This window comes from Dechloromonas denitrificans (assembly GCF_020510685.1).
Classification (GTDB): Bacteria; Pseudomonadota; Gammaproteobacteria; order Burkholderiales; family Rhodocyclaceae; genus Azonexus; species Azonexus denitrificans_A.
This window is the reverse complement of the sequence record NZ_CP075185.1, coordinates 2,353,991-2,371,447: the sequence shown is the minus strand read 5'-3', so window position 1 is coordinate 2,371,447 and position 17,457 is coordinate 2,353,991. Positions and strand designations below refer to the sequence as shown.

The following is a 17,457-nucleotide window of genomic DNA, read 5'->3' as shown; positions in this document are numbered from 1 at the left end:
GACGACATGGGCAAGGCAGCGGCCAAAAGCGGCGACAAGATCAAAGGTAACGATACCCATACCGTGGTGCTGAGCAGTAACGGTGTCAGCGAGCCGCGCAGCTTCTCATTCTCCGGCAGCATTGCCAGCGGCTTGAGCGGCAACGTCCGGATCAATAGCCAGTTCGCGGCAGTGGTGGGCAGCGGTGCAGACAATGTCCCGGCCCACAATGCCGGTTCCGACAGTTTTGCCGTGCCACCTTCAAACAAGGGCTCGGTCTTTTCCGGAAGCGCCACCGTGAAAATAAACAGCAAAGCCGCCGCCCGGCACGGCGACCAGGCAACGACCTGCAGCGAGCCGCCGATACCGGGCAATGGTCAGGTCGAGGTCGCCAATGCAACGACCGCCACGGTCTGTCTCGGCGGTTGAGGAGGCCAGACATGAACAACAACTCGAGCAATGGCGACGAAGTCCTCGGCCGCGGCATCGCCTTTCCGCTACGCCTGGCTGGCGGGGCGATTGCCATGAATGCCTACGAAACTCAGGTGGAACAGTCGATCCGCCTGATTCTGCGGACCGCCCAGGGCGAACGGGTGATGCGGCCGAAATACGGGGCTGGCGCCGACCAGCTGGCTTTCGAGCCGATGACTGGCGTGACCGCCGCGCTGGTCCAGCACCGGATCGCGGAGGCCCTGATGCAGTACGAGCCGCGCATCGAGATCAGGAATATCGCCGTCGTCGCCTTGCCGGAAATGGGCGAACTGCGGGCCGAGATTGCCTACCGGGTGAAGCGCACCGACTCGGTCTTCAACCTCGTCTATCCCTTCTACCTCGAACGCGGAGAAGCCTGATGACGCTCAAACCGCCGCTGATCGACGGCCGCACATCGACCGATATCGCCGAGCAGACCCGCCGGCTGCTTTGCCATTATCTTTCCGGCGCCCCGCATTACTGGCGCCCCGGCGATGACGGCGGCGAGGCCGGGCGCGCCCTGACCGGCGTGTTCGCGCACTACTGCGGGCTGGTCATCGACCGCGTCAACCGGGCTGCCGAAAAGAACTTCCTGGCATTTCTCGATCTGCTCGGCAACGTCCCCGTGCCGCCGCTGCCTGCCCAGGTGCCGCTGAGCTTTTTCGTGGAGGGGACGGCCAGCGAAGGATTCTCGATCGCCGCCGGAACACGTGCCCAGGCCGAGCCGCCGGCCGGCAGCAGCGAACCCCTGGTGTTCGAAACGACCAGCGATCTCTGGGTGACCACCCTCGAACTCAGCGCCTTCGACAAAACACCGAACAACGGCCTGCCGGCTCGCGATGTGACCCGGCTGATCCTCAACGCATCGGGCGCTGAAGAAAGGGCCGACAAGCAGGAGGGCATCTTCGACCAGGCCGAGACCTTCCATTTCGGACTGGATCTGGCGAAGGGCCGGGCGTTTCCCGAGAACCGACCGGTTTCGCTCTTTTTCTTCATCAGCAATGCGAAATACGATTCGACCGGGGAGGTCGTCGGTCCCGGGCCGGCAACCCGCGTGGTGTGGGAATACAGCGCCGGCGCCACAACCTGGAAGCCGCTCCTGGTCGAGGACGAAAGCGAATCGCTGACGCGGAGCGGCGGCGTGCAGTTCCTGGTGCCAGCCGATTTCACCCGCCAGCAAAGGCATCTGTTCGAGCGGAAGTTGTTCTGGGTCCGCGCCCGCCTGGAGGGGCCGGTCAATCCGGCGATCTACCGGCCGGCACCGCGGCTGAAGGGGGTGGCGCTGAATACGGTATTCGCGCAACAAGCCATGTCGATGCGGAACGAAGTGCTGGGGTCGAGCAACGGCAACGCCGGGCAAAGCTTCATGGCTTTTCGCAAGCCGGTCCTTCCCGGGCAGCGGCTTGAAGTGCTCGAACGACAGGCCGCGGCCGGTGCCGCCGAGGAAGCATGGAGTCTCTGGCAGGAGGTCCCGAATTTCTACGGTTCGACACCGCAAGATCGCCATTACATCGTCGATCGCAGCACCGGCGAGATCCGCTTCGGCGATGGCAAGCTGGGCATGATCCCGCCCTCGGGTACGCGCAACGTCCGGCTCGGCCACTATCAGACCGGCGGCGGGGCGGCGGGTAATATCGCCGTCGGGCAACTGAAAACGCTGGTCGCCGGTCATCGTTTGATCCGCAAAGTCAGCAATCATGTCGCGGCGGCTGGCGGCGCCGCCGGCGAAACTACCGATTCGGTCCTCGATCGGGCGCCCAGGGCCTTGCGCCATCGCGGTCGCGCCGTCACCAGCGAGGATTACGAAGATCTCGCCCGGCTCGCTTCCGGCGACGTTGCCCGGGCCTTGTGCGTGCCGCTCATCGACCTGGCAGCGCAGCCATGCCAGGTAATCTCCACGGTGGCCGACGAAGAGCAGGGCGCCGGCCAGGTCAGCGTCATCGTCGTGCCGCAAACCTCCGACAGCAAGCCATTGCCGAGCCGCGCCCTGATCGAGCGCGTTGGCGAATACCTGCGCAAGAACAGCCTGTCCACCACTTCGCTGTCGGTCGTCGGGCCGCTGTATCTGCGGGTCAATATCGAGGTCCACCTGCATCTCGCATCGCTGCGTTTCGACGATCGGGTCAAGCGCGAACTCGGCGCGGCGTTCGCTGCCTACCTCCACCCGCTTGCCGGTCGGGGCGGCTTGGGTTGGCCGTTCGGGCGTCGGCCGCACGATTCCGACATCCACCGCCTGATTCGTTCGGTTGCCGGGATCGACCATGTTTCCTATCTCAGTATTTCGCTTTCCGCCGACGAAAGGCCTTTCGGATGTACCGGCGATCCCGTCGAAGCGATCGAGGCCACCGAGCGTTTCCTGATCTGTTCCGGCCAGCACCGCGTGATCACTTCCTGAGTTCCATGGAGCGCCAATGAGTATTCCACTGCCCAATTTGGACGACCGCCGTTTCGCGGATCTCCTTGACGAAGGGAAGCGCCTGATTCCCGGCCTGGCGCCTTCATGGACCGACCACAATCCGTCCGACCCCGGCATTACGCTGATCGAGATGTTCGCCTACCTCGCCGAGATGCTGATCTACCGGGCCAACCGGGTGAGCGAGGCGAACCAGCGGGCATTCGTCAGGCTGTTGCGCGGCCCGGAATACACCCTAACCAGGCCGATCGATGAGGAAATTCGCTTGGCGGTAGTTGACCAGCGCGAGGAACTGCGGGCGATCACCGCCGAAGATTTTGAAATCCGGGCCGGAATGGTCGACGGCGTTGCCCGCGCCCGCGCCCTGCCGCGCCTCAATGTCGAGGCGCCATCGCCCTATGCCGATGCGCCGGCCCACGTCAGCCTGGCAATCGTTCCCCTGCGGTCGCCGCCCGGTCAGCAGCCGGCAGCGACCGACGAACTGCGGCAAACGGTGATGGCGGCGTTAGCGCCGCGTTGCCTGCTGACGACCCGGTTGCATGTCGTCCCGGCGCGCTTCCTGCCGATCTCGGTGCGCATCGAAGCACATGTTTTCGTCGACCAGGACGAAAGGGTGATCAAGGCGCTGATCGGCCAGCGCATCCGCGACTATTTCTCGGCGCAGGTCGGCGGTGCGGCAGGCAAGGGCTGGCCTTTCGGGCAGGCGGTCTATGTTTCCGAGCTTTACGCCATGCTGGATTCGCTGGACGGCATCGATTACGTCTGCCCGGTCAGAACGCAGAGCGGCAACCAGCCGGTCATCCGGACAACGATCCAGGGGCGCAACATCAATGAAAACGGTCACGAGGTTGGTTTGTGGCTGCAGCCCGACGAACTGCTCTGGGTCAGCCGGCTGGAGATCAGCGTGCTCCGGCAGACCCAGATGGTGGCGGAAGGGTAGATCACATGGACAACCAACTACTGCAATACCTGCCCGAGGTGTTTCGGGAGGATACGGCCATGGAGCCCTTCCTGAGGGCCTTCGAGAAGTTGCTGCTGGGCCGCGCCGACGACGTCAGCAGCGTGCTGGGCAGCAATCCGCGGGCCATCGAACAGACCGTCAACGACCTGGCCCGCCATTTCACACCCGGCAACAATGCCGACGACGGTGCGCCGGACGAATTCCTGCCCTGGCTGAGCCATTGGCTGGCCTTGTCCTTGCGCTCCGACATAACGCAGGTGGCCGCTACCGACAACGCCATCCGGCGCAAATTCATCGCCCGGATGGCACAGCTTTACCGTTATCGCGGCACCAAGCAAAGCATGGCGGAACTGCTGGCCATCTTCACCTCGAGGGATGTCATCATCCGCGACCAGATCGACGGCAAACCGCATTATTTCGAGGTCTTGCTCAATCTCGAGACGATCAAAACCGGTGACAGTCAGGAAGCCTTCGATCGTGCCAAGGAACTCGCCCATTCGGTGATCCGTCTGGAGAAACCGGCGCATACCCGCTATCTGCTCATTCCGGCAGTCACCACCATGCGCATCGGGCAAAAGCAGGCGCCGCCGCCGGCGCCGAGCAACGTCACCTTGCCGACCAGCTATTCCGTCCAAGTCGGTGTCAATACCCGGCTCGGGGCGACCCCGAGATCATGAACACGTTTCCTTAGGAGCCCACCATGGCAGGCGATCCGATCAAAAGACTGAGATATTTTACCGGCCAGTTTCTCGAAGCCCTCGATTTCAAGGCCGAGCAGGACTACCACGTCGGCATGCGGCGGCGGGGCAATCAGGCCATCTACGGCGCGGGGATTGTCGACAACGGGTTTCAGGTCACGCCAGCGCCGGGCGATACGACCAGGATCGCCATTTCGCCCGGCCTCGGCGTCGACGGGCAGGGTCGGGAGATCGTGGTCGCTGCCCCGCTGATCGTCAGTCTTCCGCCCGGCGGCGCGAGCAGCCTGACCTATGTCGTCACGCTGCAGTACGGCGAGGCCGAAGTCGACCAGCAAACCCCCGATGCCGATGTCAGCGACAACACCCGCATCGAGGAGTCGGTGACGGTCAAGTTCGTTCTGGACGAAGGCAGCATCGACCGGAGCGTCGCCTTGCCCATCGCCAAACTCAACGTAGCGACCAACGGCCGGGTCAGCGGCGCCATCGACCCGTCGGTCCGGCAGTACGCCGAGGCGCGCTTTCAGGGCCTGACGGTAAGCCGTGATCCGGGGGCCGACAACAGACCTTCCCTGAGCAAGCTGGGCCTGAGCAATCGCGGCGCGGGCGGCGCTTCCGTCAGCTGGAACCTGTATACCGCCGCGGTCGGCGGTGGCTGGGGCGTGACGCCGAATGCGTTCGAGATATGGAGCTATGAACCGGCGACCAAGCAGTTCGAACTGCGCCGCGACGGTACGACGCTGCTGGCGCCGAGCGGGGGCAACGTCGGGATCGGCACCGCCGCGCCGGGTAGCGCCCTGCATGTCAACGCCAAGGCGGCGACAACGCCGGTCAGCGCCATGACGGTCGACGTGCAGTCATTCGGAACCCCGGCCAATGCCGCGGCAAGCCATTTCGCCAGGTTTCGCGATAGCGGCGCCGGCAACCTGACGCATTTCATCTTGCGCGGCGACGGCAAGGTCGGCATCGGCAACGGCAATCCAGCGGCCAAGCTCCATGTCACCGGCAATGGTGCCTTGCTTAATCTGGAGGGCGGCGATCACGGCTATATCCAGTGGTATCCGAAAGGCATGACGGCCGGACGCAAAGCGTGGATCGGCTTCGGCGATGCCAGCAGCGATGTCCTGAGCATTCAGAACGACGTCGGGCGCGTCAATATCCACGGCAACGAAGCGCTGTTCCTGCTCAATCGGCAGGGCGTCACGGTCAGCAAGCTGAGCGGCGGAAACGGCAACCTGACGGTCGAGGGAGAGCTTCAGGTCAAGGCCAAGCTGCAGGTTTCCGGCGCGGCCATCATGCCGGCCGCCGGGAATAGCGAAAATGCCGGAATCCTCTTCCCCAGGGATGTTTTTGGTGGCACCGGCGATGCCGCCTCGATACGTTATTACGCGAGGAGCGGCGAGGCCACGACCCTTGAATTCAGAACAGCCAACGATGCCGACGATCACATCGCGCTGATGCCGTCGGGTAGCGTCGGAATCGGCACGAACGCTCCGGTCGCCAAGCTGCAGGTTGTCGGAAATGCCCGCATCGATGGCAATCTCGAAGTCACCGGTACGCTCGGCAAGCTGGAGGTGGCGGAGGGCGATACCTTTGCCCACGTCCGGGTCCATGACTTCTGTATCGGGAATAGCGTCCGCCACAACGGTTCGCCTTGGCAGGGACGGGCGCTGGTCGATAACACCAATACGCTGGTCATCAATTACGGATCCGACTGGGCGAACGTCGAAATCCGTGGCCGGGTTTCAACGCCGTCGTCGCGGGCGCTCAAGGACGACATCAAGCCGCTGCCCGGCGCCGTGGCGGCAGATATCATCGGCGCGATGGAGCCGGTGAGCTTCCGCTTCAAGAACGATCCCGGTCAGGTCGAATGTCTGGGATTCATCGCCGAGGACGTGCCGCCCGCGGTTGCGACGGAAGGTCGCGACGGCATTTTGCCCAACCACATCATTGCCGCCCTGGTTCGCGTCGTCAAAGACCAGCAGCAGGCGATCTCGACACTGGAGGCCCGATTGTCCCAACTCGAGGCGGCGGGCAAGGCCTAGCATCGGCTCGCGCCGCTGGCCGGCGCGATGCTCAGTGGCGGGCCTGGCGCTGGCGCAGGGAATCAGACGGCAGGAGGCCGAAGGTGCTCTTGTAACACTCGGAAAAACGCCCGAGGTGAGTAAAGCCATATTCCATGGCGACCGCCGTGATGTTGGCGATCTTGCTCGCCGGGTCCATCAGCGCCGCGTAGACGCGTTCGAGCTTTTTCTGGCGAATGAAATTCTTGGGTGTCGTGCTGGCGTATTTCTCGAACAGCAGGTAGAGCGAACGCAGGCTGAGCTGAGCGTAGCGGGCCAGTTCCTCGACGCTGATATCCCGCTTGATGTTGTCTTCGACGTATTGTTCGAGACGTTCAAATGAAACGCATTGATGCGACGGTGTGGCAAGCGCTACGTTGTGCTTGAGCATGGTCAGCAGCTTGGTTGCCACGATGCGGTTGTAGTGCCCATGGACCTGCGGCGTTCCTTCTCCGGATTCGGCTTCCTGACAGATCAGCGTCGTCAGGTAGAGCAGGCTTTCGATTTCGTGGAAATAGTAGGGGAGCGGCGAGAATTTGATGCCGGTTGCCGGTTTGCACCAGTGATGTTCCTGGCAAGCCTCATCGAACAGCATGTTCGGAATCTTGAGGATGAACTTCTCGCAATCCTCCGAATAGGTCAGGTCGATCGGATCGTCCGGATTGATCAGGAACAACTGGCCGGCCGAGAAGTCGGTGGTGTGGCCGGCGATTTCGTAGCGACACAGCCCTTTCAGGATGATTTGCATGTGGTAGAAATCGGAGAGTCCGTCCGATTTGACATGCGCTTCGCTCCCGTAGGTGATTCGGCAAAGATCGACCCGGCCCAGTTTGCGATGATTGAGAACGGCGCCGTCTTGTCCTTTGCGCATCAGACGAAGGTTGTGCGATCCGACATGTTGATTGACGTAGTTCGAGACCTCGTATGGGTCCGCGCTTGAATAGACCAGACTTTTCTTGTCCAGAAAATGGAAAGACATGGTCGGCGCTCCTTTCTATCGTTAAGACAGCATCGGGCAGTTCCGGAACGGATGACTGCGGATATTATCGATAATTCGCAACAATCTCGATTTTACGACATGGTGAATCTATTTACCTAAAAAATATTATCGGGTGAAAACGAAGGCGGATGCGAAACGTGCCAATCGGCAGTCAGCCGATTGGCACGTCGGGGTGTCGAAATGTTGCGGCGGCTAGCCGAGGTCGCCACCGCCAACCGGCAGGACCGTCCCGGTGATGTAGGAAGACTCGTCAGAAGCGAGGAAGAGGATTGCCGCCGTTTGCTCGTCCAGCGTGCCGTACCGCTTCATCAGGCTGCTGTTCACCGACTGATCGACGATCTGCTGATACCAGATCTTTTCCTGCTCGCTTTGCGGGTTGGCGTTGCGGGGAACGCGGCGCGGCGGGGCTTCGGTTCCGCCCGGCGCGGTAGCGTTGACGCGGATGCCGCGTTCACCGTTTTCGAAGGCGAGGCAGCCCGTCAGGGCGTTGACGCCGCCTTTGGCGGCACCGTAAGGAACGCGGTTGACGCCGCGGGTAGCGATCGACGAGACATTGACGATGCTTCCCTTACCATGTTCGAGCATGTAAGGAAGGGCGGCCCGGCAGCACCACAGGGTTGGGAAGAGTGAGCGCCGGACTTCCGCTTCGATCTCCTCTTCGGCGTAGTGCTCGTAGGGTTTGGCCCAAATGGTGCCGCCGACATTGTTGATCAGGATGTCGAGGCGACCGTAAGCTTGCTTGGCGGCGTCCATGACGCGCTGGCAATCGGCGAATTTTTCCAGATCGGCGGTCAGCGAAATGACCTCGGTCTGTTTTTTCAGTTCCTCGGCGACTTCATGGACGATCTCGGCCCGGTCGACCAGAACGAGCCGGCCCCGTTCGGCGGCCATCCGTTCGGCGACCCGGCGACCGATGCCCTGTCCGGCGCCGGTGATCACGGCAACCTGGTTTTCAAAACGATTTTGCATGCTGTCTTCCTTTGCCTGGCTGACCGCCATTCAGGCGGCAGCGAATTTTTCGTAGTGGAAGCTGGCCGGATGGATGGCCCGCTCGCGCATGGTTTGCGTCACCGCTTCGACCATCGGCGGCGGACCGCACAGGTAGATGTCGACATCGCCGTCGTTGAGCTGCGCCGCGTCGATGTGCTGCGTGACGTAGCCTTTTCTCGGCCGGGTGCTGTCCGGGCTGACCACCACCAGCGCGTAGGTGAAGTTGGGCAGCGCATCGGCAAAGGCAGCAAGTTTGTCGACCTCGACCAGGTCGGTATCGCTATTGACCCCGTAGATCAGGTGGATGGGATGGGCACTGCCGCCTGCGGCGACGACCTTGGCGAGCATGGCGAGGAAGGGCGCCAGGCCGGTGCCGCCGGCCAGCATCAGCACCGGCCGGCGGATGTCGCGCAGGTAGAAGGAGCCGAGCGGCCCGGCCAGGACCATGCTGTCGCCGACTTGGGCGCGCTCGCGCAGGAAGCCGCTCATCAGACCGCCGGGAACATTGCGGATGAGGAAGGAAACGCTGCCGTCCCGCGGCATCGAGCTGAAGGAATAGGCCCGGTGCTGGTCGCTGCCCGGCACCTGGAGGTTAGCGTACTGGCCGGGCAGGAAAGCCAGCTTGTTGAGCGCTTCGCCGTGCAGCGTCAACGAGAGCGTGCTGGCGGAGAGTTGGCGAACTTCGCTGATGGTGGCGCTGAAATTGGCCTGTCTGGTCTTGCACACTTCGGAAGAGGCCGGAATGCGGAGCACGCAGTCGCTCTTCGGGTACATCTGGCAGCTCAATGCATAGCCCTCGGCCGCAGCGGCCTGGCTGAGGGCGTCCTCGATGTATTCGCCCATGGTGAATTCGCCGGCTTCGACGAAGCATGTGCAGGTGCCGCAGGCCCCGTCGCGGCAATCGATCGGAACGTTGATGCTCTGGCGGTAGGCGGCATCGGCCACCGTCTCCGTCGGCTTGCAGTCGATGAAACGGGTGACGCCATCTTCGAAATTGAGGGCGATCTGGTGGGTCATGGGTGTCTCCGTTGTTGTCGGCGGCGCAGGGGGCATTCATGCTTCCCCCGCGAGGCCTTCCCCGCAAAGGGGGAGGCCGCCTGTTATCAGAGGTGGTAAACGTCGATGACGTGACGAATATAGTCAGTCTTCAGAACCACCTTCTTTTCCTTGATGAGCGGGCTGCTGCCGGAAACATCGAGGGTGTAGAAACTGGTGCCGCAGAAATGATCGGTGCAGTTATAGCGCACGCTCATGGTGTGCCAGTTGAAGCGCAACCGGCAGATGCCGTCGGCCTGCTCGATGATTTCGATATTGCTCAGATGATGCGAGGTTCGGGTGTCCGGAATGGTCGCGCTCGAGCGTTCCGTGCGGATGCGGAAGACGCGGTCTTCGAGGCCGGCGCGGCGGCCGTACCAGATCAGCGAAATCTCGGATTGCGGATCGGTGGTCAGTTCGCCGTCGTCGTCCCATGACGGCACCCAGAACGAGGCGGTTTCCGCGTACAGGGCAAGCCAGCTGTCCCAGTCGCGGTCGTCGAGATAGCGGGCTTCACGGTAGAGGAAGGCGCAAACGTTTTCGTAGGAAATACTCATGCTGTTGTCTCCTTATGCTTGTTCTTCGGCCGCCCGGGCCTTCTGCATCTGCTCCAGCCAATAGCTGTGCTGGACGACATAAAGTCCTTCATCCTCGACCTTGACCCCGCTGAGCAGCGGCTTCAGGCCGATCGTGTCGGCTTCGGCATCGGGCCCCTTGACCCAGTGCGCGGCGCCCCGGGAGATGTCGTTCCATTCGTAGGAACGGCCCATGAAGCCTTCCTGGCAGGCGCGAAACTCTTCCAGATCGTCCGGCGTCGCCATGCCTGAGGCGTTGAAGAAATCCTCGTACTGGCGGATGCGGTGGGCGCGAGCCTCGGGCGCTTCGCCCTTGGGGGCGATGCAGTAGATGGTGACTTCGGTGCGATCGACCGACAGCGGGCGGAAGACGCGGATCTGCGAACTGAACTGGTCCATCAGATAGACGTTGGGGTACAGGCAGAGATTGCGCGAGTTGTTGATCATCCAGTTGGCGCGGGCTTCACCGTACTTGCCGACGAGTTCGTCGCGGACATGGTGCAGCGGACGGTCTTCCGGATTGTCCCAGCGCGTCCACAGCAACAAGTGGCCGTTTTCGAAGGAATAGGAGCCGCCGCCCTTTTTCGCCCAGCCGCCGGCACTCATCGCACGGATGTCGTCGCCGCAGTCTTTTTCCTTGCGCTGGCCCTGGGTGGCTGCGTAATTCCAGTGGGTGGCGGTGACGTGATAGCCGTCCGCACCATTCTCGGCTTGCAGCTTCCAGTTGCCTTCGTAAACGTAGGTCGAGGCGCCGCGCAGCACTTCCAGGCCGTCCGGCGACTGGTCGACAATCATGTCGATGATCTTGGTCGATTCGCCGAGGAATTCGGTCAGCGGCTGCACATCGGCCTTCAGGCTGCCGAACAGGAAGCCCTTGTAGGACTCGAAGCGCGCCAGTTTCTTCAGATCGTGCGAGCCGTCGCAATTGAAGGCGGCAGGGTAGCCGGTGTCGGTCGGGTCCTTGATCTTCAGCAGCTTGCCGGAATTGTTGAATGTCCAGCCGTGGAACGGGCAGGTGAAGCTGCCCTTGTTGCCGCGCTTGTAGCGGGCGAGCGTGGCCCCGCGGTGGGCGCAGGCGTTGATGAAGGCATTGAGCTGGCCGTCCTTGTTGCGGGTGATGAAGACCGGCTGCCGGCCGATTTTCGTCGTGTAGTAGTCGTTGACCTTGGGCAGCTGACTGTCGTGGGCCAGATAAATCCAGTTGCCCTCGAAGATGTGCTTCATCTCGAGTTCGAACAGTTCCTCATTGGTAAACATTTCCCGCTTGCAGCGGAACAGGCCCTTTGCCTCGTCCTTCTCGACGAGGGCGTCCAGATAATCCTTGGTAATACTCATGACCGGAGTCTCCTTTGTTATTTGCACGGAGATCGCATGGTAGGGAGCGGAGAGCGGGCGAAATATCCAGTTTGTGCAGTATCTGTATCCGGATTCTGCATTAGTTAATCAATTGCATAAAACGGATAGAAGTCCTGCAGAAACCGGATATTGCAGGGGCGGTATCGCCACTAATCTACGCTCCATATTCTTCCCGGGGGCTCACCCGCCCGGCCCGGGCAGGCACAAAATTCATAAACCAACGGAGACTCGCGGGTATGTCAGCAGCAAAAGACAGCGCCGGAAGTTCACTCCGGCCACCGGCCGGCCTAATCCCCGGAGGAATCCGAAGCGATACGGCAATCCCGACATTCAAACGAGGAGCAAACGAATGGCAACAACCGGTGTAATGCGCCCCGGCCACGTGCAAGTGCGCGTGCTGGACATGGACGAAAGCATCCATTTCTACGGAAATGTCCTGGGCTTGGTCGAAACCGGCCGTGACGCCGCCGGGCGGGTCTATTTCAAGGCCTGGGACGAGCACGATCACCACAGCGTCATCCTGCGTCAGGCCGAGAGCGCCGGCATGGATTTCATCGGTTTCAAGGTGCGTGACCGGGCGACGCTGGAAAAGCTCGATGCCGATCTGCAGGCTTATGGCGTCAAGACCGAGCGCATGGCGGCCGGCGATCTGCTGGAAACCGGCGAACGCGTGCGCTTCGTGATTCCGACCGGCCACACTGTCGAGCTGTATGCCGAGAAAACCTGTGTCGGCAACAGCCAATCCGACACCAATCCCGATCCGTGGACGGCCGAGGCCGAACACGGCATGGCGCCGATCCGCTTCGACCATGCGCTGCTCTATGGGCCGGACATCGACGGCAATCTCAAGCTATTTACCGAAGTTCTTGGTTTCTACCTGGTCGAACGCGTCTTGCTCGAAGACGGCGAATCGCTGCTGGCGATCTTCATCTCGTGCGGTCACAAGGCGCATGACCTGGCCTTTGTTCGGCATCCGGAACCGAACAAGCTGCATCACATTTCCTTCCTGCTGCAAAGCTGGGAGAAGGTGCTGCGCGCCGCCGACCTGATGTCGATGAACCGCGTGCCCATCGACATCGGCCCGACCCGCCACGGCATTACCCGCGGCGCGACGATCTATGCCTTCGACCCCTCTGGCAACCGCTTCGAGACGTTTGCCCAGGGCTATGAAACCTATCCCGATTACCCGACCAAGACGTGGACCTTCGCGGAGGTCGGCACCGGAATTTTCTATCACGACCGCCAGCTCAACGAACGCTTCCTGAGCGTCGTCACCTGAGAGGGACGCGTCGGCGGCCGTTTCATCTGATTTTCTGCAGAACCCATTAGAACAAGGACGAGACAAATGACATACAAGATCAATGCGCTAGGCAAGCTGATTCTCGGTGTGGCCCTGGCGACCGCCGGCCTGGCGGCGCAGGCCGCTCCGGAAGGCAAGGTCAAGATCGGCTTCATGCTGCCCTATACCGGTACCTACGCCGCGCTGGGCAATGCCATCACCAACGGATTCAAGCAATATGTCGCGGAAAACGGCGGCAAGCTGGCCGGCCGTGAAATCGAGTACTACACGGTGGACGACGAATCCGACCCGGCCAAGGCGACCGAAAACGCCAACAAGCTGGTCAAGCGCGACAAGGTCGATGTTCTGGTCGGCACCGTGCATTCCGGCGTCGCCCTGGCCATGGCCAAGGTTGCCCGCGAGAACAAGACCCTGCTCATCGTGCCGAATGCCGGGGCCGATGAAATCACCGGCCCGCTCTGCGCTGCCAACGTCTTTCGCTCTTCCTTTTCCGCCTGGCAGCCGGCCTACGCCATGGGGCAGGTGGTGGCGCAGAAGGGGATGAAAAAAGTGGTCACCGTTACCTGGAAGTATTCCTTCGGGTTGCAATCCGTCGAGGGCTTCAAGGAGGCCTTCGAAAAGGGCGGCGGCAAGGTCGTCAAGGACATGACCTTGCCCTTCCCGAACGTCGAGTTCCAGCCTTTTCTGACGGAAATCGCCGCGCTGAAACCGGATGCCGTGTTCGTCTTTTTCGCCGGGGCCGGCGCCGCCAAGTTCGTCAAGGATTACACCGCCGCCGGCTTGAAGAACAGCATTCCGCTCTACGGTCCCGGCTTCCTGACCGATGGCAACCTCGATGCGATGGGTGAGGCCGGCAAGGGGGTGCAGACCACGCTGCATTACGCCGACGGCCTCGACAACAAGAAGGATTCCGCCTTCCGGCTCGGCTACGTGAAGGCCTACAAGATGCAGCCGGATGTCTATGCCGTGCAGGGTTACGACGCCGCCCAGCTCTACCAGGCCGGCTTGAGCGCCGCGGCTGGCGACGCCGCGAAGCAGGATGTGGTGATCAAGGGCATGGAGGCGGCCCGGATCGACAGCCCGCGCGGCGCATTCACCTTGTCGCGGGCGCACAACCCGGTGCAGGACATCTATCTGCGCGAAGTGCAGGGGGGACAGAACAAGGTGCTCAGTACCGCCGTCAAGGCACTGGCCGATCCGGCACGCGGCTGCAAGATCTGAGCTTGCCGGCCTTTTCCCTTTTCGGTTATTAGCAGTCCGGCAGGCCAAGGCCTGCCGGATCGGGGACTCACATGGATTTCGCTTCCTTCCTGATCCAGACGTTGAACTCGCTGCAGTACGGATTGCTCCTGTTCCTGGTGGCAAGCGGTCTGACGCTGGTTTTCGGCATCATGGGCATCATCAATCTGGCGCACGGCAGTTTCTACATGATCGGCGCCTACCTCGCTTTCGTCCTGGCCAGTTCCACCGGTAGCCTGTTCTCGGCCATCCTGCTCGGTATTCCGCTGGCGCTGCTCTTCGGCGCCTTTCTCGAATGGGCGCTGTTCGCCCATCTTTACAAACGTGATCACCTCGAACAGGTGCTGCTGACCTACGGTCTGATTCTGGTCTTCGAGGAAGTGCGCAGCCTGCTGGTCGGCGACGAAGTTCATGGCGTCGAAATCCCGGCGATGTTCGGCGGGTCGATTCCGCTGACCGAGGTGCTGAACTATCCGGTGTACCGCCTGGTCATCTCGGCCGTCTGCATTGTCCTGGCCATCGCCCTTTACCTGGTCATCCAGCGCACCCGGCTGGGCATGATGATTCGCGCCGGCAATCACGACCGGACCATGGTCGAGGCGCTCGGCATCAATATCAACATGATCTACCGCGTCGTCTTCGCGCTCGGCGTCGCGCTGGCCGCGCTGGCCGGCATGTTGGCCTCGCCGATTTCCTCGGTCTTTCCGAACATGGGCAATCACGTGCTGATCATCTCCTTCGTCATCGTCGTCATCGGCGGCATCGGTTCGGTTTGGGGAGCCCTGGCGGCGGCGCTCATCGTCGGCTTCGCCGACACCTTCGGCAAGGTTCTGCTGCCCGAACTGTCCGGCATGGTCGTCTATCTGGTGATGGCCGCCGTGCTGCTGTGGCGCCCCGAAGGCATCTTCAAGAAAGGCTGAGAAATGAATGCTCAAGCTTCCCTGATTCTCAAGCTGCTCGTCCTGGCGATTCTCGCCGGCGTGCCGCTGACCGGCGAATCCTTCTATGTCGAGTTGATCGCCAAGACGCTGGTTCTGGCAATCTTCGCGATGAGCCTCGATCTGCTGGTCGGGTTTACCGGCCTGGTCAGTTTCGGTCATGCCGCCTATTTCGGCGTGGCGGCTTATGCCGTCGCCCAATTGAGTCCGAAGTACGAAGCGGCCAGCCTGTGGCTGGTCTTTCCGGCATCGGTCCTGCTATCGGCGCTGGTGGCGCTGTTCGTCGGTCTATTCGTGCTGCGCACCCGGGGCATCTACTTCATCATGGTGACCCTGGCCTTCGCCCAGCTGGCCTTCTTCGTCTTCCACGACACACCGCTCGGCGGCGGCTCCGACGGTATCTATCTCAATGTCAAGCCGAGCGCCGAAATTGCCGGCTGGATGCCGTTCGATCTGGATAACCCGACGCACCTTTATTACTTCATCCTGGGCACCTTGGTGGCGGTCTACCTGTTCCTCGTCCGTATCCTGCAATCGCCGTTCGGTCGCGTCCTGGTCGGCATCAAGAGCAACGAACACCGCATGCAGTCGATGGGCTACCGGACCTTTCGCTACAAGCTGGCGGCGTTCGCCCTGGCCGGCGGTCTCGGTGGCATCGCCGGCTTCCTCTATGCCGTCGTTTTCGGCTTCGTGACGCCCGAACTGCTGTCCTGGCATCAGTCGGGCAACGTGCTGCTGATGGTGATCCTGGGCGGCATGGGCAATCTTCCTGGCGCCATTGCCGGGGCCTTCGTATTCACCGGCATGCAGGAGGTGTTCGGAAACTGGACCAAGCATTGGCAATTGTTGATGGGGAGCACCATCGTTGCCGCCGTTCTGTTCCTGCCGGGCGGACTTGCCGCCATTCCGGGTCGCATCAGGCGGGCCGTGCAAGGAGGAGGCGCCAATGAGTAACGTCGAAAACGAGGCGCTGCTGGTCGCCCGGAAGATCACGTGTCGCTTCGGCGGCCTGGTCGCCAATCAGGATGTCTGCGTCGATCTGTTGCGCGGCAAGGTGCATGTCCTGCTCGGGCCGAACGGGGCAGGGAAGTCGACGTGCATCAACATGCTCTCCGGCGATCTGCCACCGAGCGAGGGCCAGATTCTGTTTATGGGCAAGGACATCACCGGCTTGAGTGCCGCCCAGCGCTCCCTGGTCGGTATCGGTCGCAGCTACCAGCGCACCAATATTTTCCCCGCCTTCACGGTCCTCGAAAACGTTCGGCTCGCCGCCCAGTCGCGGAATCAGCAGCCGTGGCGCCTTTTCAGCAAGGCGATGGAGCAGTGCTGGGCCCTCGACAAGGCAATCGCTTGCATCGAGGAGGCGGGTTTGGGCCAGCGGGTGGAACGGATTTCCGGCGGCCTGAGCCATGGCGAACAGCGTCAGCTGGAAATCGCCATGGTGCTGGCCACCGATGCGGTGGTGATGTTGCTCGACGAACCGCTGGCCGGCATGGGTTCCGATGAGTCGGCCAAGATGGTCGAGGTGCTCAAGCGCTTACGGCAGAACCGCGCCATCCTGCTCGTCGAACACGACATGGACGCCGTTTTTGCGGTGGCCGACACCATTACCGTGATGGTCAACGGCCAGGTGCTGGAATCCGGGCCGCCGGCCCAGATCAAGGCCAGCGTTGCCGTTCAGGAAGCCTATCTGGGTCAGGAGGACAGTTTCCATGTCTAACATGCTGCTCGAAGCCAAGGAAGTACACAGCTATTACGGGGCCAGCCACATCCTGCACGGTATCGATTTCCATATCCGCCAGGGCGAGGGCATCGCGCTGATGGGCCGCAACGGCATGGGCAAATCGACGCTGATCAAGAGCATGCTCGGCATCGTCCGTCCCCGGCACGGCCGGGTACTGGTGCGCGGCGATGATTTTTCCCGGGCACCGACCTACCGGACGGCCCAGCGCGGCATCGCCTATGTACCGGAAGGGCGGGGCATCTTCCCCAACCTGTCGGTCCGCGAGAACCTGCAGATGTCGGCCCGTTGCGGCATCGATGGCCAGCGCAACTGGACTTTCGACCGCGTGATGGAAACCTTCCCGCGCCTCGGCGAGCGGATCAACAACGGCGGTTGGCAATTGTCCGGTGGCGAGCAGCAGATGCTGACCATCGGCCGCGCCCTGATGACCAATCCCGACCTGCTGATTCTCGACGAAGCGACCGAAGGGCTGGCGCCGCTGATCGCCATGGAAATCTGGCGCATCGTCAAGGAAATCCGCAAGACCGGCATCGCCACGGTGATCGTCGACAAGAACCACGGGGCGGTCACCAGCATTTGCGACCGGGCGATGATCCTGGTCAAGGGCGAGGTGGTTTTCGACGGCAGCAGTCAGGAAGTTCGCGACCAACCCGAATTGATCCGGCGACACCTCGGCGTCTGAGCGGATCGGCTATTTT

General features: G+C 61.9%; 17 protein-coding genes. 12 read left to right on the top strand and 5 right to left on the bottom strand.

What is annotated here, in order from left to right; genetic code table 11:
- Positions 1-6 precede the first annotated feature (6 nt).
- The 6 genes from KI611_RS11230 to KI611_RS11205 are packed head-to-tail and all read left to right on the top strand — an operon-like array spanning position 7 to position 6,564.
- Positions 7-408: a PAAR domain-containing protein gene (locus KI611_RS11230; protein ID WP_226414459.1), complete on the top strand. Its 402-nt coding sequence runs from the start codon at positions 7-9 to the stop codon at positions 406-408.
- An 11-nt stretch (positions 409-419) separates the two neighbouring features.
- Complete coding sequence (locus KI611_RS11225; RefSeq protein WP_226414456.1) at positions 420-830, top strand: GPW/gp25 family protein; 411 nt, start codon at positions 420-422, stop codon at positions 828-830.
- The gene (locus KI611_RS11220) at positions 830-2,845 is read left to right on the top strand and encodes a putative baseplate assembly protein (protein ID WP_226414453.1); all 2,016 of its coding nucleotides are present in this window, start codon (positions 830-832) and stop codon (positions 2,843-2,845) included. Before KI611_RS11225 ends, KI611_RS11220 begins: the two co-directional genes overlap by 1 nt.
- Before the next feature lie 16 nt (positions 2,846-2,861).
- Positions 2,862-3,803: a baseplate J/gp47 family protein gene (locus KI611_RS11215; RefSeq protein ID WP_226414448.1), complete on the top strand. Its 942-nt coding sequence runs from the start codon at positions 2,862-2,864 to the stop codon at positions 3,801-3,803.
- Positions 3,804-3,808: 5 nt separating this feature from the next.
- On the top strand, positions 3,809-4,501 hold the full coding sequence (locus KI611_RS11210) for a phage tail protein (protein WP_226414445.1): 693 nt from the start codon (positions 3,809-3,811) through the stop codon (positions 4,499-4,501).
- Between the two features lie 23 nt (positions 4,502-4,524).
- Entirely contained in the window at positions 4,525-6,564 is a 2,040-nt protein-coding gene (locus KI611_RS11205) for a tail fiber domain-containing protein (protein ID WP_226414441.1), read from the top strand.
- A gap of 31 nt (positions 6,565-6,595) precedes the next feature.
- Here KI611_RS11205 and KI611_RS11200 read toward each other — a convergent pair whose 3' ends face one another.
- The 5 genes from KI611_RS11200 to benA all read right to left on the bottom strand — a co-directional run bounded on the left by KI611_RS11200 (position 6,596) and on the right by benA (position 11,517).
- Positions 6,596-7,561, bottom strand: coding sequence for an AraC family transcriptional regulator (locus KI611_RS11200; protein ID WP_226414415.1), 966 nt, complete (start codon positions 7,559-7,561; stop codon positions 6,596-6,598).
- Positions 7,562-7,774: 213 nt separating this feature from the next.
- The gene (locus KI611_RS11195; protein WP_226414411.1) at positions 7,775-8,551 is read right to left on the bottom strand and encodes a 1,6-dihydroxycyclohexa-2,4-diene-1-carboxylate dehydrogenase; all 777 of its coding nucleotides are present in this window, start codon (positions 8,549-8,551) and stop codon (positions 7,775-7,777) included.
- Positions 8,552-8,581: 30 nt separating this feature from the next.
- A complete protein-coding gene (gene benC, locus KI611_RS11190) occupies positions 8,582-9,589 on the bottom strand; it encodes a benzoate 1,2-dioxygenase electron transfer component BenC (RefSeq protein ID WP_226414408.1) in 1,008 nt (335 codons plus the stop codon).
- A gap of 86 nt (positions 9,590-9,675) precedes the next feature.
- Positions 9,676-10,164, bottom strand: a complete 489-nt coding sequence (gene benB, locus KI611_RS11185; protein ID WP_226414405.1) for a benzoate 1,2-dioxygenase small subunit — start codon at positions 10,162-10,164, stop codon at positions 9,676-9,678.
- A 12-nt stretch (positions 10,165-10,176) separates the two neighbouring features.
- On the bottom strand, positions 10,177-11,517 hold the full coding sequence (gene benA, locus KI611_RS11180; protein ID WP_226414402.1) for a benzoate 1,2-dioxygenase large subunit: 1,341 nt from the start codon (positions 11,515-11,517) through the stop codon (positions 10,177-10,179).
- 370 nt (positions 11,518-11,887) lie between these two features.
- On the opposite strand from benA, the gene KI611_RS11175 reads away from it, so the two are divergent.
- From KI611_RS11175 to KI611_RS11150, 6 genes are all read left to right on the top strand, one after another.
- Positions 11,888-12,817 (top strand): catechol 2,3-dioxygenase, encoded by a 930-nt coding sequence (locus KI611_RS11175; RefSeq protein ID WP_226414399.1) that lies wholly within the window; start codon positions 11,888-11,890, stop codon positions 12,815-12,817.
- Between the two features lie 66 nt (positions 12,818-12,883).
- On the top strand, positions 12,884-14,059 hold the full coding sequence (locus KI611_RS11170; protein ID WP_226414396.1) for an ABC transporter substrate-binding protein: 1,176 nt from the start codon (positions 12,884-12,886) through the stop codon (positions 14,057-14,059).
- Between the two features lie 71 nt (positions 14,060-14,130).
- Positions 14,131-14,997, top strand: a complete 867-nt coding sequence (locus tag KI611_RS11165) for a branched-chain amino acid ABC transporter permease (protein WP_226414393.1) — start codon at positions 14,131-14,133, stop codon at positions 14,995-14,997.
- A 3-nt stretch (positions 14,998-15,000) separates the two neighbouring features.
- Positions 15,001-15,969 (top strand): branched-chain amino acid ABC transporter permease, encoded by a 969-nt coding sequence (locus tag KI611_RS11160; RefSeq protein ID WP_226414390.1) that lies wholly within the window; start codon positions 15,001-15,003, stop codon positions 15,967-15,969.
- Entirely contained in the window at positions 15,962-16,735 is a 774-nt protein-coding gene (locus KI611_RS11155) for an ABC transporter ATP-binding protein (RefSeq protein ID WP_226414386.1), read from the top strand. The genes KI611_RS11160 and KI611_RS11155 overlap by 8 nt, the downstream gene beginning before the upstream one ends.
- A complete protein-coding gene (locus KI611_RS11150; RefSeq protein WP_226414383.1) occupies positions 16,728-17,441 on the top strand; it encodes an ABC transporter ATP-binding protein in 714 nt (237 codons plus the stop codon). Before KI611_RS11155 ends, KI611_RS11150 begins: the two co-directional genes overlap by 8 nt.
- The last annotated feature ends 16 nt before the right edge of the window (positions 17,442-17,457 follow it).

What these genes read in the sequence shown, in the direction of transcription:
- KI611_RS11150 (WP_226414383.1), top strand. Translation starts at nt 16,728, where the DNA reads ATGTCTAACATGCTGCTCGAAGCCAAGGAAGTACACAGCTATTACGGG.
- KI611_RS11200 (WP_226414415.1), bottom strand. Translation starts at nt 7,561, where the DNA reads ATGTCTTTCCATTTTCTGGACAAGAAAAGTCTGGTCTATTCAAGCGCG.
- benB (WP_226414405.1), bottom strand. Translation starts at nt 10,164, where the DNA reads ATGAGTATTTCCTACGAAAACGTTTGCGCCTTCCTCTACCGTGAAGCC.
- KI611_RS11160 (WP_226414390.1), top strand. Translation starts at nt 15,001, where the DNA reads ATGAATGCTCAAGCTTCCCTGATTCTCAAGCTGCTCGTCCTGGCGATT.
- KI611_RS11155 (WP_226414386.1), top strand. Translation starts at nt 15,962, where the DNA reads ATGAGTAACGTCGAAAACGAGGCGCTGCTGGTCGCCCGGAAGATCACG.
- KI611_RS11230 (WP_226414459.1), top strand. Translation starts at nt 7, where the DNA reads ATGGGCAAGGCAGCGGCCAAAAGCGGCGACAAGATCAAAGGTAACGAT.
- KI611_RS11170 (WP_226414396.1), top strand. Translation starts at nt 12,884, where the DNA reads ATGACATACAAGATCAATGCGCTAGGCAAGCTGATTCTCGGTGTGGCC.
- KI611_RS11205 (WP_226414441.1), top strand. Translation starts at nt 4,525, where the DNA reads ATGGCAGGCGATCCGATCAAAAGACTGAGATATTTTACCGGCCAGTTT.
- benC (WP_226414408.1), bottom strand. Translation starts at nt 9,589, where the DNA reads ATGACCCACCAGATCGCCCTCAATTTCGAAGATGGCGTCACCCGTTTC.
- KI611_RS11165 (WP_226414393.1), top strand. Translation starts at nt 14,131, where the DNA reads ATGGATTTCGCTTCCTTCCTGATCCAGACGTTGAACTCGCTGCAGTAC.
- KI611_RS11195 (WP_226414411.1), bottom strand. Translation starts at nt 8,551, where the DNA reads ATGCAAAATCGTTTTGAAAACCAGGTTGCCGTGATCACCGGCGCCGGA.
- KI611_RS11175 (WP_226414399.1), top strand. Translation starts at nt 11,888, where the DNA reads ATGGCAACAACCGGTGTAATGCGCCCCGGCCACGTGCAAGTGCGCGTG.
- KI611_RS11220 (WP_226414453.1), top strand. Translation starts at nt 830, where the DNA reads ATGACGCTCAAACCGCCGCTGATCGACGGCCGCACATCGACCGATATC.
- KI611_RS11210 (WP_226414445.1), top strand. Translation starts at nt 3,809, where the DNA reads ATGGACAACCAACTACTGCAATACCTGCCCGAGGTGTTTCGGGAGGAT.
- KI611_RS11225 (WP_226414456.1), top strand. Translation starts at nt 420, where the DNA reads ATGAACAACAACTCGAGCAATGGCGACGAAGTCCTCGGCCGCGGCATC.
- benA (WP_226414402.1), bottom strand. Translation starts at nt 11,517, where the DNA reads ATGAGTATTACCAAGGATTATCTGGACGCCCTCGTCGAGAAGGACGAG.
- KI611_RS11215 (WP_226414448.1), top strand. Translation starts at nt 2,862, where the DNA reads ATGAGTATTCCACTGCCCAATTTGGACGACCGCCGTTTCGCGGATCTC.